Annotated in this window: 16 protein-coding genes; 11 read left to right on the plus strand and 5 right to left on the minus strand. The window is 72.6% G+C overall.

Annotated features, from left to right (window positions below; genetic code table 11):
• Positions 1-37: 37 nt before the first annotated feature.
• Positions 38-463, minus strand: a complete 426-nt coding sequence (locus BA175_RS10395) for a hypothetical protein (RefSeq protein ID WP_069171019.1) — start codon at positions 461-463, stop codon at positions 38-40.
• A 63-nt stretch (positions 464-526) separates the two neighbouring features.
• Between BA175_RS10395 and BA175_RS10400 the strand changes: the two genes are divergently transcribed.
• A complete protein-coding gene (locus tag BA175_RS10400; RefSeq protein ID WP_079159492.1) occupies positions 527-1,231 on the plus strand; it encodes a uridine kinase family protein in 705 nt (234 codons plus the stop codon).
• Between the two features lie 23 nt (positions 1,232-1,254).
• A complete protein-coding gene (locus BA175_RS10405; protein WP_254667846.1) occupies positions 1,255-1,521 on the plus strand; it encodes a hypothetical protein in 267 nt (88 codons plus the stop codon).
• 163 nt (positions 1,522-1,684) lie between these two features.
• Here BA175_RS10405 and BA175_RS10410 read toward each other — a convergent pair whose 3' ends face one another.
• The gene (locus BA175_RS10410) at positions 1,685-2,452 is read right to left on the minus strand and encodes a SigE family RNA polymerase sigma factor (RefSeq protein ID WP_069171022.1); all 768 of its coding nucleotides are present in this window, start codon (positions 2,450-2,452) and stop codon (positions 1,685-1,687) included.
• Between the two features lie 169 nt (positions 2,453-2,621).
• Between BA175_RS10410 and afsQ1 the strand changes: the two genes are divergently transcribed.
• The 5 genes from afsQ1 to BA175_RS10435 all read left to right on the plus strand — a co-directional run bounded on the left by afsQ1 (position 2,622) and on the right by BA175_RS10435 (position 6,883).
• A complete protein-coding gene (gene afsQ1 / locus BA175_RS10415; RefSeq protein ID WP_015578482.1) occupies positions 2,622-3,299 on the plus strand; it encodes a two-component system response regulator AfsQ1 in 678 nt (225 codons plus the stop codon).
• Positions 3,296-4,828 carry a sensor histidine kinase gene (locus BA175_RS10420; protein ID WP_069171023.1) on the plus strand — a complete coding sequence of 511 codons (1,533 nt, stop codon included), beginning with the start codon at positions 3,296-3,298 and terminating at the stop codon, positions 4,826-4,828. Before afsQ1 ends, BA175_RS10420 begins: the two co-directional genes overlap by 4 nt.
• Entirely contained in the window at positions 4,828-5,460 is a 633-nt protein-coding gene (locus BA175_RS10425; protein ID WP_069171024.1) for a hypothetical protein, read from the plus strand. Before BA175_RS10420 ends, BA175_RS10425 begins: the two co-directional genes overlap by 1 nt.
• 552 nt (positions 5,461-6,012) lie before the next feature.
• Positions 6,013-6,588 (plus strand): VanZ family protein, encoded by a 576-nt coding sequence (locus tag BA175_RS10430; protein WP_069171025.1) that lies wholly within the window; start codon positions 6,013-6,015, stop codon positions 6,586-6,588.
• Between the two features lie 91 nt (positions 6,589-6,679).
• Positions 6,680-6,883, plus strand: coding sequence for a PspC domain-containing protein (locus tag BA175_RS10435; RefSeq protein ID WP_069171026.1), 204 nt, complete (start codon positions 6,680-6,682; stop codon positions 6,881-6,883).
• Between the two features lie 90 nt (positions 6,884-6,973).
• Here the strand turns inward: BA175_RS10435 and BA175_RS10440 are convergent, their stop codons facing one another.
• Together BA175_RS10440 and BA175_RS10445 are read right to left on the minus strand one after the other, a co-directional pair.
• Entirely contained in the window at positions 6,974-7,264 is a 291-nt protein-coding gene (locus tag BA175_RS10440; RefSeq protein ID WP_069171027.1) for a hypothetical protein, read from the minus strand.
• Positions 7,265-7,399: 135 nt separating this feature from the next.
• Positions 7,400-8,554 (minus strand): adenosine deaminase, encoded by a 1,155-nt coding sequence (locus BA175_RS10445; RefSeq protein WP_069171028.1) that lies wholly within the window; start codon positions 8,552-8,554, stop codon positions 7,400-7,402.
• 101 nt (positions 8,555-8,655) lie between these two features.
• Between BA175_RS10445 and BA175_RS10450 the strand changes: the two genes are divergently transcribed.
• Positions 8,656-9,417, plus strand: a complete 762-nt coding sequence (locus BA175_RS10450; protein ID WP_069171029.1) for an alpha/beta fold hydrolase — start codon at positions 8,656-8,658, stop codon at positions 9,415-9,417.
• Positions 9,418-9,465: 48 nt separating this feature from the next.
• Here BA175_RS10450 and BA175_RS10455 read toward each other — a convergent pair whose 3' ends face one another.
• A complete protein-coding gene (locus BA175_RS10455) occupies positions 9,466-10,419 on the minus strand; it encodes a LysR family transcriptional regulator (protein ID WP_069171030.1) in 954 nt (317 codons plus the stop codon).
• A gap of 62 nt (positions 10,420-10,481) precedes the next feature.
• Between BA175_RS10455 and BA175_RS10460 the strand changes: the two genes are divergently transcribed.
• The 3 genes from BA175_RS10460 (at position 10,482) to BA175_RS10470 (ending at position 13,689) form a co-directional block, all read left to right on the plus strand.
• Positions 10,482-11,801 carry an MFS transporter gene (locus tag BA175_RS10460; RefSeq protein ID WP_069171031.1) on the plus strand — a complete coding sequence of 440 codons (1,320 nt, stop codon included), beginning with the start codon at positions 10,482-10,484 and terminating at the stop codon, positions 11,799-11,801.
• Positions 11,802-11,883: 82 nt separating this feature from the next.
• The gene (locus BA175_RS10465) at positions 11,884-12,603 is read left to right on the plus strand and encodes a L,D-transpeptidase family protein (protein WP_069171032.1); all 720 of its coding nucleotides are present in this window, start codon (positions 11,884-11,886) and stop codon (positions 12,601-12,603) included.
• 96 nt (positions 12,604-12,699) lie between these two features.
• Positions 12,700-13,689 carry a sigma-70 family RNA polymerase sigma factor gene (locus tag BA175_RS10470; protein WP_069171033.1) on the plus strand — a complete coding sequence of 330 codons (990 nt, stop codon included), beginning with the start codon at positions 12,700-12,702 and terminating at the stop codon, positions 13,687-13,689.
• The last annotated feature ends 385 nt before the right edge of the window (positions 13,690-14,074 follow it).

A 14,074-nucleotide genomic window follows, 5' to 3' on the forward strand; every position in this document is an offset into this window, starting at 1 on the left:
CGCCCCTCCCCGGGGGCGGCCCCGCCGCGTACGTACGTCAGCCGGTGACCAGGCCCGTCACCTGGCCCACCACGGGCAGGTCTCCGAGCGCCGCGCCGCTGGTCAGCGGGTCGGTGACCAGCGCGGTGGTCACCGGCTTGAAGTCGGCGACCTGGGCGCCCACGGCGTTGTCCAAGGGGTCCGCACCCGTGCCGGCCAGCGGGTCGAGCTGGAGGTCGGTGACCGGGGACACGGCACCGGCAAGCCCGTAGCCGAGCGCGCTGGTCAATGCGGGCGCCGCCGTGTCACCGACCGCTCCCAGCGTGCTGTCCGCCGTGTCCGAGCCGGTGGCGGGGGCGGCGGGCAGCGGTGCCGCGTGGGCCGCCGCACCTCCCGCGCCGAACGCCGCGCCCAGGGCGGTGAGGGTCAGGCCGGCGCGCAGCAGGGCGCGGTGCCGGGGCTTGGACAGTGCATGACGTGCCATGTTTTCCCACCTGATCGGGGCTGATGCGGTAATCGTCCGTACGCGCAGAGTAGTTGAGATGTGATGCTCGATACCAACAGCACCTCCCGGGGATCCCCTGCGCGGGTCAATGCCTCACACTTCTGTTCTGTGAGTTCCCAACCGATCCCCACCCGAGTCGTGCTGCTCGCCGGTCCCTCCGGCTCCGGCAAGTCGTCCCTCGCCGCCCGCACCGGTCTGCCGGTGCTGCGTCTGGACGACTTCTACAAAGAGGGGAACGATCCGACACTGCCCCTGGTCACCGGCAGCACGGACATCGACTGGGACTCCGCCCTGTCCTGGGACGCGGACGGGGCGGTCACGGCCATAGCGGAGCTGTGCCGGACGGGGAGCACGACCGTTCCCCTGTACGACATCGCCACGAGCTCCCGGACCGGCCGCGAGGCCCTCGACATCGCCCGCACGCCCCTCTTCATCGCGGAGGGCATCTTCGCGGCGGACATCGTGAGGCGCTGCCAGGAGCTGGGCCTGCTGGCGGACGCGCTGTGCCTGCGCGGGCGGCCGGCGACGACGTTCCGCCGGCGGCTGGTGCGGGACCTGCGCGAGGGCCGGAAGTCGGTCCCGTTCCTGCTGCGGCGCGGATGGCGGCTGATGCGGGCCGAGCGGGGCATCGTGGCCCGCCACACGGCGCTGGGCGCGTACCCCTGCGGTAAGGAAGAGGCCCTGGGCCGGCTCGCGGCCGCGGCGGCGGGTCGCTGCCGCGCGCCTCGGAGCCAGATGTCGAACTGAGGGCCGGCCCACGGTTCCGGTGGATGAGCGCGAGGCGTCGGAACACCTCGGTGCGGATCGTGGAACTCGAGCCCCCGGCAGTCCGCACCGCGCTGTCGGGGCAGGAGGACAGCGAGCACGCCATGCCGCTCGACGAGTTCGTCGCGGAGGCCCTCGCCCTGATCGAGGCGCAGCCCGACGCGGAGGAGATCCAGGTCGAGCGTGTGAAGTTCCTGCGCTACGGCGAGGCCCGCGGCGACTACGACCAGGTCGTCGCGACGCTCGACGGCGCCGCCCCGCACGAGAGGTGACCGGCCCCGGGTCGGCCCGGCAGCGCCTGCCGCCCCGGGCGAAGGCAACACGGCGGGGACGGACAGGACCCCCCGGCCTGCCCGCCCCCGCTGCGTACGTCCCCCGTGCCGCCGCCTCCCCCGAAGCCGCGGCCGTTCCCCGTTCCCCCGTTCCCCGTAGACCTCAGGCCACCAGCTCGCCGAAGGACTCCTCCTCGTCACGGCCGAAGCTGAGGACCTCGTCCTCACGCAGCCGGCGGAGCGACCGCCAGATGCTCGACTTCACCGTGCCGACGCTTATGCCGAGAATCGACGCGATCTCCGGGTCCGTGCGGCCCTCGTAGTACCTCAGGACCAGCATGGTGCGCTGGAGTTCGGGCAGCCGCGCGAGGGCCTGCCAGAGCACCGCCCGCAGTTCCGTGCCGCGCATCGCGTCCGTGTCGCCCGCCGTCTCCGGCAGGTCCTCGGTCGGGTATTCGTTGAGCTTGCGCCTGCGCCAGGCGCTGATGTGCAGGTTGGTCATGGTGCGGCGGAGGTATCCGCCGACCGCGGCCTTGTCGCTGATCCTGTCCCACGCCCGGTACGTCGAGAAGAGGGCGCTCTGCAGCAGGTCCTCCGCCTCGAACCGGTCGCCGGTCAGGTGGTAGGCCGTCGCGTACAGGGAGGCGCGGCGCTCCTGGACGTAGGCGGTGAACGCCGCTTCGGCGTCCTGCGCCCCGCCCAGGGGCTTCCGCTCCCCCGAGGTCTCCCCGTACGCGCTTCCCCCGTCGGCCCCGCGTCCCCCGCTCTCCCCCGTGGGCGCGTCAACCATCGTCAGATACGACGGATGCTGACGCCCGGCGCCGCGAACACACCCCCGATGGTTCACACCGCCGGACTTCTCCAGGCTCCGGCCGACGTCGTGGAGACGCGTGACAACTGCGCTCGAGGTGGTGCTGTGCAGTGCGTTCATCTCGCGCCCCCCATCGGTGGAGTCCGTTCGTTCCTTGTGCCAACGAGCTTGCCGGGGCAGTTTCATGGCGCTGTCCTGCGACTGTCACAGGCCTGTCACAGGGCATGCCGGCCCCTCAGGTCGGGGGGTTCGTCGAACTGTGGCACCACCATGAGTCAGAATGACCCCCGTGCCTTTCCTGTTGCTGATCGAGGACGACGACGCCATCCGCACGGCCCTCGAACTCTCGCTGTCACGCCAGGGCCACCGTGTGGCCACCGCGGCGACGGGAGAGGACGGCCTGGAGTTGCTCCGGGAGCAGCGGCCCGACCTTGTGGTGCTGGACGTGATGCTGCCCGGGATCGACGGTTTCGAGGTCTGCCGGCGTATCCGGCGCACCGACCAGCTGCCGATCATTCTGCTGACCGCGCGCAGCGACGACATCGACGTCGTGGTGGGACTGGAGTCCGGCGCGGACGACTACGTGGTGAAACCCGTGCAGGGCCGGGTGCTCGACGCCCGTATCCGGGCGGTGCTGCGCCGGGGGGAGCGTGAGTCCACGGACTCGGCGACCTTCGGGAGTGTCGTCATCGACCGTTCGGCGATGACCGTCACGAAGAACGGGGAGGACCTGCAGCTCACGCCGACCGAGCTGCGCCTCCTGCTCGAACTGAGCCGCAGGCCCGGACAGGCCCTGTCCCGGCAGCAGTTGCTGCGTCTGGTGTGGGAGCACGACTACCTCGGCGACTCGCGGCTCGTGGACGCCTGTGTGCAGCGGCTGCGCGCGAAGGTGGAGGACGTGCCGTCCTCGCCGACGCTGATCCGTACCGTGCGGGGTGTGGGCTACCGGCTGGACTCGCCTCAGTGAGCGGTTCCGCGAAGCGTTCCATACGGGCGGGTCTTCGCTGGACCAGCCTGCGGCTGCGGCTCCTGGTGGTGTTCGCGCTGGTGGCGCTGACGGCCGCGGTGTCCGCGTCGGGCATCGCGTACTGGCTCAACCGGGAGGCCGTCCTGACGCGCACGCAGGACGCGGCGCTGGGGGACTTCCGCCGCGAGATGCAGAACCGGGCGGCCTCGCTCCCGCTGGAGCCGACGGCGGACGATCTGCGGGGCGCCGCCGAGCAGATGGCGAGCAGCGGGCCCGGTTACCACGTCCTGCTGATCGGCTCCCACGACGGCAAACCGGTCGTGGGGTACTCCGACATCGACGCGTTCACCAAGCAGGACGTGCCGGCCTCCCTGCAGCAGCAGGTCGACAAGAAGCAGCCGCTGACCTCGGGTAACGCCTACGAGTACCACCTGTTCTGGCAGCGTACGAACATCGGCGGCACGCCGTACCTGGTGGCCGGTACGAAGATCATCGGCGGGGGACCGGCCGGGTACATGCTGAAGTCGCTCGACCAGGAGCGCCAGGACCTCAACTCCCTGGCGTGGTCCCTCGGTATCGCGACCGCGCTGGCCCTCGTCGGCTCGGCGCTCCTCGCGCAGGCGGCGGCGACAACCGTGCTGCGGCCCGTGCAACGGCTCGGCGACGCGGCCCGCAAGCTCGGTGAGGGCAAGCTCGACACCCGACTCGTGGTCTCCGGTACGGACGAACTGGCCGATCTCTCACGTACGTTCAACAGGACCGCGAGCTCGCTGGAGAAGAAGGTCGCCGACATGAGTGCGCGGGAGGAGTCGAGCCGCAGGTTCGTCGCCGACATGTCGCACGAGCTGCGGACACCCCTGACGGCGATCACGGCGGTCGCCGAGGTCCTGGAGGACGAGGCGGACAGCCTGGATCCGATGATCGCGCCGGCCGTGCATCTGGTGGTGAGCGAGACCCGGCGGCTGAACGACCTGGTCGAGAACCTCATGGAGGTCACCCGCTTCGACGCGGGTACGGCCCGGCTCGTCCTGGACACGGTCGACGTCGCCGACCAGGTGACGGCCTGCATCGACGCCCGTGCCTGGCTGGACGCGGTCGACCTGGACGCGGAGCGGGGCATCATGGTGCGGCTGGATCCGCGCCGGCTCGACGTGATCCTGGCGAACCTGATCGGCAACGCCCTCAAGCACGGCGGTTCCCCCGTGCGGGTGGCCGTGCGCACCGACGACGACGAGCTGGTCGTCGAGGTGCGCGACCACGGTCCGGGCATCCCGGAGGACGTCCTGCCGCACGTCTTCGACCGCTTCTACAAGGCGAGCGCGTCGCGGCCGCGCTCCGAGGGCAGCGGCCTGGGCCTGTCCATCGCGGTGGAGAACGCGCACATCCACGGTGGTGACATCACGGCCTTCAACTCGCCGGACGGCGACGGCGCGGTGTTCGTGCTGCGGCTGCCGCGCGACGCCGAGCGGCTGGCGGGCGCCGCCGGGGACGAGGACAACGGCCGGGACGGGAAGGACGGGGCGACGTGATGCCAGGCGAGCGCGCGGAGCGCGCACCCCGCCGCGCCCGGCGGACCGCGGGCGTGCTGGCCGCCGTGGCCGCCTGTGCGGTGCTGGGCGCCGGCTGCGGGATCAGGAGTACCTCGGTTCCGGTGGACGCCGGGGCGGCGCCCACGCGGGTGCCGTGCCGCACGGCCGCGGGGCAGGCGGACGCGCCGCCGCCGCAGACCGTCGCCGTACGCGTCCACCTGATCTGCGCCTCGCAACTGGTGACGGTGCAGCGGATGGTCCAGGTCGACGAGTCCCGCTCCGATCCGCTCCCGGTCGCGCAGGTGCTGCTGGGCGAACTGCGGCGCGAGCCGTCGGCCGACGAGCGGCGTGCCGGGTTCTCCACGGCCGTCCCGGCGCAACTGCGGGTCGGCGGAGCCCGCAAGGGGGATCCGAAGGGCACGCTGCGCCTGAGCGAGCAGCCCGAGGAGCTGCCGACCGAAGCGCTGGCGCAGGTGGTGTGCACGTACGCCGAGAGCGAGCCACTGGGGACCGGCGGTTCCGTGCTGCTGGGTGGGCCGGGCACGTACGCGCCGCGGAAGTACCTGTGTACGCCGGAGACCAGGAGCCGGCCCGACAACGTACCGACGGTGAGCGCGGCCGAGCTGCCCTGAACGGGCACGGCCGTGCTGCCCCGGGGGCCCGGGCACGGCAGCATGTCGGGGGCCGGGAACGTACCGGCGGTGAGCGCGGCGAGCTGCCCTGAGCGGGCGCGGAGGGGCTGCCCCGGGGGCCCGGGCACGGCGGCACGTCGGGAGGGGGCGGCGGCCCGGGCGCGTCCGGGGGCCCGGGCAGGCGGCACGTCCCGGGCCCGTGCGGGCAGCACGACCGGCGGCCGACAACGTACCGACGGTGAGCGCGGCCGAGCCGTCCCGAGCGGGCGCGGCAGCGGCGTCGGGGGGCCGGGGGCCCGAGCGGACAGCACGTCCGGGGCCTGAGGACGTACCGACGGTGAGCGCGGCCGAGCCGTCCCGAGCGGGCGCGGCAGCGCGTCGGCGGCCCGCCCGGGCCGGGCGTGCTCCGGCGGCCGACCGGGGCAGGGCGCCGCCGTCCGTCCTCGACCGGGTTGCCGCGGGGGCGGGGGCCCGCCCCGTGAGGGCCCGTGCCACTGGTCACACAGGCTCCCGCAGCAGTGCGGAACCGATCCTGCCGGTCGTGGCGTCCTGGTGTGTGTGCGTCAGAGTCCGGACGGCCGTGCCGTCATCCACTTCCGCGCGGCGGGGGTCCTCCTCCTCCTCGCACATCTGCTGTTCGTCGGCTGGCTGACCCTGCGCCCGCTCGATGTGCCCTGGATGACGGCGGCGAACCTGCGGCCGCTCGACGGGATACGGGCGGACCTGGCGCTCGGCCCGGTCGAGGCGGCCCACCGCATCGGTGAGGGGCTGCTGCTGCTGGCGCCGCTCGGGGTCCTGCTCCCCATGGCCGGGGGCAGACTGCTGGTCTCCCCATGGGCCTCCCTGGCGCGGACGGTCGCGGCGGGAGCCCTGATCTCGATGGCCATCGAACTGGCGCAGACGGGCGTGCCGGGACAGGTCGTCGACGTCGACTCCCTGCTGCTGAACACCACGGGCGTGGCGCTCGCGCATCTGCTGGTGGTCCCGATGTCCCGGGCACGGCTGCGCCGGGGCAACCGGGCGGGCGCCGGGGACCTGACCCGGCTCGTGAACGAGAGGCCGATGTCCAGGGGCGAGGCCCCTCAGGGATCGACCCCGACGATTTCCAGGGTCGGCATCGCTCCGTAGAGCGACGTTCCGCACCCCTTCGCGGAGCCACCATGGAGATACCGGGAGCACGACGGAGCTGCTCCCCGAACGGTTCGAGAAGGAGCCCACCATGGCCGCACTTGCCCGCCCCCGCGAAGGACGCATGATCGGTGGAGTGTGCGCGGCGCTGGCCCGGCGCTTCGGCACGTCCGCAGGGACCATGCGCGTGATCTTCCTGGTCTCGTGCCTGCTCCCCGGCCCCCAGTTCCTGCTCTACCTGGCGCTGTGGCTGCTGCTCCCGTCGGAGAAGGCCTCGTCGGCGACGGCCTGGTGACCGGCGGGCCCACGGGGACGTACGAGGAGACAGCCGTGGGGCGCGCACCCGGTCGGGGTGCGCGCCCCACGGTGCGTGCGGACGGACCGGTCAGCGGCCCAGCGGCAGGACACCGGTCAGCCCGCCGGCGGGCATGCCGCCGAGCAGGTTGCCGCCCTGGGTCTTGACCGCGTGGCCGCCCTGCTGGTCGAGGAGGCCGCCGGCGGCCTTCTGGACGGCGGGCAGGGCGTCGGCCACGGAGTCGAGCGCGATGTTCGCGGGCAGCATGCCGGCCACCGAGTCGACGGGCAGCGCGACGGCGGAGGCACTGCCCGCACCTGCGGCGGCGAAAGCGGCGCCGAGAGCGGCGACACCGAGGGTCCTGACAGCGGTCTGCTTCATAGGACATTCATCCTTGGGGAAGGGGATGTGAGGGGCTCTGCAACGTAGTCAGCCTCTCGCCCCTCCCGCAAACATGCCGGGACACGGAAAACGGCCGGGATCCACGGTCCCCGGCCGTCCCCTTTCGCCCTCGCCTCAGCCCGCCGAAGAGGAAGAACCGCTGGTCGCGACGGTCTGACGGAAAAGCCATTCCGATTTCAGTTCCGCGTACCCGGGCTTCACGACGTCGTTGATCATCGCCAGACGTTCATCGAAAGGAATGAACGCTGATTTCATCGCATTGACGGTGAACCACTGCATGTCGTCGAGCGTGTATCCGAAGGTCTCGGTCAGCCGCTCGAACTCCTGGCTCATGCTCGTCCCGCTCATCAGCCGGTTGTCCGTGTTCACGGTGGCACGGAAGTGCAGCTTGCGCAGCAGCCCGATGGGGTGGTCCGCGTACGAGTCCGCGGCGCCGGTCTGGAGGTTGGAGGTCGGGCACAGCTCCAGCGGGATGCGCTTGTCCCGTACGTAGGAGGCGAGCCGGCCCAGTCGCACGGTGCCGTCCTCCGCGATCTCGATGTCGTCGATGATGCGGACGCCGTGACCGAGCCGGTCGGCACCGCACCACTGCAGCGCCTGCCAGATCGACGGAAGCCCGAAGGCCTCGCCGGCGTGGATCGTGAAGTGGTTGTTCTCGCGCTTGAGGTACTCGAACGCGTCCAGGTGCCGGGTAGGGGGGTAGCCCGCCTCGGCGCCCGCGATGTCGAAGCCGACGACGCCCAGATCGCGGTACCGGTTGGCGAGCTCGGCGATCTCCAGCGCCCGCGCGGCGTGCCGCATCGCCGTCAGGAGGGCGCCGACGCGGATGCGGTGACCGTTCGCACGGGCCCGGCGCTCTCCCTCCCGGAAGCCCTCGTTGACCGCCTCGACGACCTCTTCCAGGGTCAGGCCCGCGGTGAGGTGCTGCTCCGGCGCGTACCGCACCTCCGCGTAGACGACGCCGTCCTCCGCCAGGTCCTCGGCACACTCGGCCGCGACCCGGACCAGGGCGTCACGCGTCTGCATGACGGCGCAGGTGTGGGCGAACGTCTCCAGGTACCGCTCCAGGGAACCGGAGTCCGCCGCCTCGCGGAACCACACGCCGAGTTTGTCGGGTTCGGTCTCGGGGAGGGCGTCGTAGCCCTGTGCGAGCGCCAGTTCGACGATGGTGCCGGGGCGCAGCCCTCCGTCGAGGTGGTCGTGGAGGAGCACCTTGGGCGCGCGGCGGATCTGGTCGTGGTCGGGGACGTTCTGGGTCTGGCTCGTCATCTGGGCACTGTAACGCCTACGCGCGTAGAGTGGGGAGTCGATGCGTAACAGTGACCGTGAAGCCGGATGGAATCCATCTGCCCTTCTGACACTGTTCTGTCATGGCACAGCGCGTACTTCCCCTGCCTGCCGCCAGGCTGGGACGGGCCGTCCACACGGCCGGAGCACCATTCGAGGTCAGCGGCGTGGTCCTGCTGCTGCCGGACGGCGAGACCGCGTCGCGGCGCCGCCCCTCCGCACTCTCCTACGCCCGGCAGCTGCCGTTCGCGCGCACGCTGGCACGGGCGGCGCAGGGGGACGGTCTCGCCGTGCACGTCGTGCACTACCGCAGCCGGGGCTGGAACTCCGGCGCGGACCCGGCGGCCGACGCCGAGTGGGCCGCCGACGAGGCCGTACGCCGTTACGGGGACGTCCCCGTCTGCCTCGCCGGGCACGGGATGGGCGGCCGGGCCGCCCTGCGGGCGGGCGGGCACACCGCCGTCACGTCGGTCCTGGCGATGGCCCCGTGGCTGCCCGAGGGCACGGCGGCCCCGGAGCCCGAGCCGGTCAAGCACCTCGCGGGGCGCCGGGTGCTGATCGTGCACGGCACGAACGACGCCCGTACGGATCCGGAGCTCTCCTACCGGCTGGCCGAGCGCGCCAAGAAGTCCAATCGGGACACCTGCCGGTTCGAGGTCCACTCGGACGGGCACGCGCTGCGTCAGCACCGGTCCGAAGTCACGGCGCTGGCAGCGGACTTCGTGCGGGGCTCGCTCTTCGCACGGTCGTACGCGCGCCCGGTCGCCGACGCGTTCGCGGCGCCGCCGCCGCTGGGGCTGCGGATGCCGCTGGCCGCCGGCTTCGGACAGTCCCTGCGGCACTGAGCGGTCCCGTGGGGCACCCGCCCTCCCTCGCTCCCCGCCCGCAGGGGATCAGTCCGGCAGCAGGTTCCCCCGGCGTGACAGCAGGAAGCGTTTGAAGGCGGCCACCGGCGGGGTGTCGGGGTGGCCGTCCAGCCAGGCGACCCCGATCTCACGGGCCGCGCGCGGCGCCGTCACGGTCAGCTCCACCACTCCGGGCCGGGCGACGGCGGGCGGCGGGAGCAGGGCCACGCCGAGCCCGGCGGCGACCAGCCCGCGCAGGGTCTCGGCCTCCTCCCCCTCGAACGCCACGCGCGGGGTGAAACCCGCCTCCGCACAGAGGTCGTCGGTGATCCGCCGCAGGCCGTAACCGGGCTCCAGGGTCACGAACGCCTCCTCGGCGGCCTCGGCGAGGCGCACCCGCCGCCGGCCGGCGAGGCGGTGGTCGTCGGGCACCACCAGGCGCAGCCGCTGCTCGTCGAGGCGGCGGGCGACGAGGTCGGGGGCGTCGGGGACGGGGGAGGTCAGACAGAGGTCGAGGCCGCCCGCCCGCAGGCGTTCGATCATCGCTTCGCCGTAGTTCTGCACGAGCTGGAAACGGACCCGGGGGTGGTCGGCGCGGAAGGCGCGGAGCAGCGCGGGCACGGTCTCGGAGCCCATGGTGTGCAGGAAGCCGAAGGCGACCTTGCCCGCGGCCGGGTCGGCGTCGGCCCGGACGGAGTCGGCGGCCTTCTCCACCTCCGCCAGGGCGCGTTCGGCCGACCCGAGGAAGGTGCGGCCCGCGGGGGTGAGCGAGACCGTGCGGCCCCTGCGGGCGAACAGGGCGACGCCCAGGTCCTGTTCGAGCCTGACCATGGCCCGCGACAGTGTCGACTGGGGGACGCCGAGCTCGTGCGCGGCGCGGGTGACGTGCTCGTGGCGGGCCACCGCCTCGAAGTACGCGAGGCGGGGTGCGAGCACGGCGCGGATGTCTTCTTCGTAACTACTCGGTGACACGCGCGGCTGTGAGCTGTATTGATGCGCCATGGGAACGATTATGACGAGTTCATGCATTGGACGCATGAAACGGAGGAGCCTACGTTCGACGTATGCCTCCTGCCAGTACCGGGGCGTCCACCGTCGTGCTGGGCGCCTCCGCTCCGTCATCCGCCGCCGCCTCCCCCGCCACCCCGGCCCCCAGCGGGCCCGACCGCCTCGAGCCGGGCCGCCCCGGCTACCGCCGGATGAGCTTCGCGCTCTTCGCGGCAGGGGTCGCGACCTTCGCACTCCTCTACTCCACGCAGGCCCTGCTGCCCGCCGTGTCCGCCTCCTTCGGCGCCACGGCCGGTCAGGCCAGCTGGACGGTCTCCGCGGCGACCGGGGCGCTGGCCCTGTGTGTGCTGCCGCTGAGCGCGCTCTCCGAGCGCTTCGGGCGGCGGCAGATGATGACGGCGTCCCTGACGGTCGCCGTACTGGTCGGGCTGCTCGTCCCGTTCGCCCCGTCGCTCGGCTGGCTGATCGCGCTGCGCGCGGTCCAGGGCGCGGCCCTGGCCGGGCTGCCCGCGTCAGCGATGGCGTACCTGGCCGAGGAGGTACGGCCCAAGGCGCTGGTGGCCGCCATCGGACTGTTCGTGGCGGGCAACAGCATCGGCGGCATGAGCGGCCGCATCCTCACCGGCTGGGTCGCCCAGCTGTGGGGCTGGCGGGCCGCGCTCGGCGCCGTCGGGCTGCTCGCCGTCGTCTGCGCCGCCGTGTTCCACTTCATGATCCCCAAGGCCAGGCACTTCACGCCCGGTTCGCTGAACCCCCGGGCCCTGGCGAAGACGGTCACCGGGCACCTCTCCGACCCCCTGCTGCGCCGGCTCTACGCGATCGGCGCCCTGTTCATGACGGTGTTCGGCGCCGTCTACACGGTGATCGGCTACCGGCTCGTCGAGGCGCCGTTCAGCCTCCCGCAGGGCATCGTCGGCTCGATCTTCCTCGTCTACCTGGTCGGTACGGTCTCCTCCGCCGCCGCCGGCCGCCTGGTGGCCCGGCTGGGCCGCCGCGGCGCGCTCTACCTCGCCGTCTCCACGACGGCCGCGGGGCTGCTGCTCTCCCTGGCCGACCGGCTGGCCGCCGTCCTGCTGGGCCTGGTGCTCATCACGGCCGGCTTCTTCGCCGGGCACGCGGTCGCCTCCTCGTCGGTGAGCCGTACGGCGACGACGGGCCGCGCCCAGGCGTCGGCGCTCTACCAGTCGGCGTACTACCTGGGCTCCAGCGCGGGCGGCACGCTCGGCGCGGTCGCCTTCCACGCCGGCGGCTGGGCGGGCACCGTCACGCTGGGCCTCCTCGCGGTCCTCGGCGTCGTGTCGATCACCTTGTACGGGACGAGGGCCGCGAGGACCGAACGGCTCCGGGCCCGCCCCGCGGCGGCCGTGCCCAACTGAGACCTGCCGGCGCACAACCGCCGCTCCCCCACGCGCGTCCAACAAGCGAGTCACCACATCGCGCGCGAAGGGGAACAGGCGTATGCGCATCTCGGGGAACCCACGCGGCAGCGTGACGACGCGGCGGACGGCCGCGTTGTCCGTCGCCGGTCTGATGGCCGTACCGGCCCTGGTGCTGAGCACCGGAACGGCCGCCCAGGCGGCGTCCTGCACGGCGTCGAAGGGGCCGTACCAGAAGCAGGTGGAGAACTACCTGAAGCGGCCGGTGGACGGACGCCAGTCCGTGGCCGACTGCACGGCGATCCGCGCCTTCCAGGTGGCGAAGGGCATCACCCCCGCCGCCGGGTACGCGGGGCCCGTCACCTGGCGCACGATGAAGACGATCACCGCACAGAAGGCGGCGGGCAAGAACCCGAACGCCGCGAAGAAGTGCCCCACGAACAAGGGGCGCATCGCATGTGTGGACCTCACACGGCAGCTGAGCTGGATCCAGGACGGCAGCAGGCTGAAGTTCGGCCCGGTGCCCGTCCGCACGGGCCGCGACGGGGCGGAGACGAGGACCGGGGCGAAGAAGGTCTACTGGCGCAACATCGACCACTGGTCGACGCTCTACGACGTCCGGATGCCGTACGCCCAGTTCTTCGACGGCGGCCAGGCGTTCCACTCGGTCACCAAGTCCATGTACAACAACCCGGGCTCGGCGGGCTGCGTGAACATGCGGCCCGCGGACGCGAAGTCATACTGGAACCTGTTGAGGAACGGTGACGACGTCTTCGTGTACGGACGCAAGCCTGGCACCTGAGCTGCGGCGATCCCGCTCGGCGACCCCGTTGTCAGTGCCCTGGGGTAGCTTCCGCAGTGCCGGGTGAGCGGTGTCACAGCGCAACGGGGTGGAACGATGGGTGATCGGACAGCGACGACGGACCTCGACAGCCGTCTGGAGGGACACCGGGTCGAGCTGACCGGCTACTGCTACCGGATGCTCGGCTCGGCCTTCGAGGCGGAGGACGCCGTCCAGGAGACACTGGTGCGTGCCTGGCGCAGCTTCGGCAGGTTCGAGGGCCGGTCCTCGCTGCGCTCCTGGCTCTACCGCATCGCGACGAACGTCTGTCTGGACCTGTTGAAGGCGGGCAACCGGCGGGCCAGGCCGGTGGATCTGACCGGCCCGACCCCCCTGGCGCAGGCGGCGCTCAGCCCGCGTCCGGAGAACACCTGGCTGGAGCCCATGCCGGACGGCCGCGTCCTGCCCTCGACGGACGATCCGGCCGAGGCCGCCGTGGCCCGGGAATCCGTGCGCCTGGCGTTCGTCGCCGCTCTCCAGCATCTGCCGCCCAAGCAGCGTGCGGTGCTCATCCTGCGCGAGGTCCTCGCCTGGAAGGCGAGTGAGGTCGCCGAGCTGCTCGACACGACGGTCGCCTCGGTCAACAGCGCCCTGCAGCGGGCCCGGGCGACGATCGCGCAGCGGGAGGGCGCGCCGCCGGACACCGCCGACCCGCTGGACGAGGAGCAGCGCAAGCTCCTCGACCGGTACGTGGCGGCGTTCGAGGGGTACGACATGGCGGCGCTTACGGCGCTGCTCCACGAGGACGCCGTGATGACCATGCCGCCGTTCGACCTCTGGCTCCGGGGCCACGAGGACATCACGGGCTTCATGGTCACCCTCGGCGCGGGCTGCGCAGGCTCCCGGCTGGTGGCGACCGAGGCCAACGGCGCTCCCGCCTTCGCGCACTACAAGCCGGATCCGGACGGCGCGGGGTTCGTGCCGTGGGCGGTCCAGGTCATCGACGTCTCGGACGGCGCCGTCACCGGCATGCACTGCTTCCTGGACACGCCGCGCTGGTTCCCGCTGTTCGGCCTGCCCGACCGTCCGCAAGAGAGCGCGTCGTGAAGGCGGGTCGCCCTGTGGTGATCGGCTGGGCCCTCCTGGTGGCGGGGGGCTGGGCGGCCACGCTGTGGCTGGGGGAACCGTCCGCCACCGCCGGTCCGGGCACCGCCCCCGCGGCCGTCTCTCCCGGCGGGAACCCCGACCCCGGACCGCAGCCGGAGGGCGGCCCCTGCGATGCCCCACGGGCGGCAGCCTCACCGACGGCGGGCGCCGTGGCGTCGGCGGAGAAGATCCCGGACGGACATGTGCGACAGCGTTCCTGCGCCACCGTCGTGATCCGGGACCGCGCCGAGGCCCACCAGGCCGTGTTGCGAAAGTGGCGTCGTCTGCCCGGAGGGCAGGCCCGGCGGCGTCTGGTGCGTGCAATCGCAAGGCGGAGGGTCGTCCT

This window comes from Streptomyces griseus, from assembly GCF_001715295.1.
In the GTDB taxonomy this organism is placed as follows: Bacteria; Actinomycetota; Actinomycetes; order Streptomycetales; family Streptomycetaceae; genus Streptomyces; species Streptomyces griseus_G.

Coding starts and splice junctions, on each gene's coding strand:
- BA175_RS10405 (WP_254667846.1), top strand. CDS start 1,255: ATGAGCGCGAGGCGTCGGAACACCTCGGTGCGGATCGTGGAACTCGAG.
- BA175_RS10465 (WP_069171032.1), top strand. CDS start 11,884: ATGCGCATCTCGGGGAACCCACGCGGCAGCGTGACGACGCGGCGGACG.
- BA175_RS10440 (WP_069171027.1), bottom strand. CDS start 7,264: ATGAAGCAGACCGCTGTCAGGACCCTCGGTGTCGCCGCTCTCGGCGCC.
- BA175_RS10450 (WP_069171029.1), top strand. CDS start 8,656: ATGGCACAGCGCGTACTTCCCCTGCCTGCCGCCAGGCTGGGACGGGCC.
- BA175_RS10425 (WP_069171024.1), top strand. CDS start 4,828: ATGCCAGGCGAGCGCGCGGAGCGCGCACCCCGCCGCGCCCGGCGGACC.
- BA175_RS10435 (WP_069171026.1), top strand. CDS start 6,680: ATGGCCGCACTTGCCCGCCCCCGCGAAGGACGCATGATCGGTGGAGTG.
- BA175_RS10410 (WP_069171022.1), bottom strand. CDS start 2,452: ATGAACGCACTGCACAGCACCACCTCGAGCGCAGTTGTCACGCGTCTC.
- BA175_RS10395 (WP_069171019.1), bottom strand. CDS start 463: ATGGCACGTCATGCACTGTCCAAGCCCCGGCACCGCGCCCTGCTGCGC.
- BA175_RS10455 (WP_069171030.1), bottom strand. CDS start 10,419: ATGGCGCATCAATACAGCTCACAGCCGCGCGTGTCACCGAGTAGTTAC.
- BA175_RS10445 (WP_069171028.1), bottom strand. CDS start 8,554: ATGACGAGCCAGACCCAGAACGTCCCCGACCACGACCAGATCCGCCGC.
- BA175_RS10460 (WP_069171031.1), top strand. CDS start 10,482: ATGCCTCCTGCCAGTACCGGGGCGTCCACCGTCGTGCTGGGCGCCTCC.
- BA175_RS10400 (WP_079159492.1), top strand. CDS start 527: ATGCTCGATACCAACAGCACCTCCCGGGGATCCCCTGCGCGGGTCAAT.
- BA175_RS10470 (WP_069171033.1), top strand. CDS start 12,700: ATGGGTGATCGGACAGCGACGACGGACCTCGACAGCCGTCTGGAGGGA.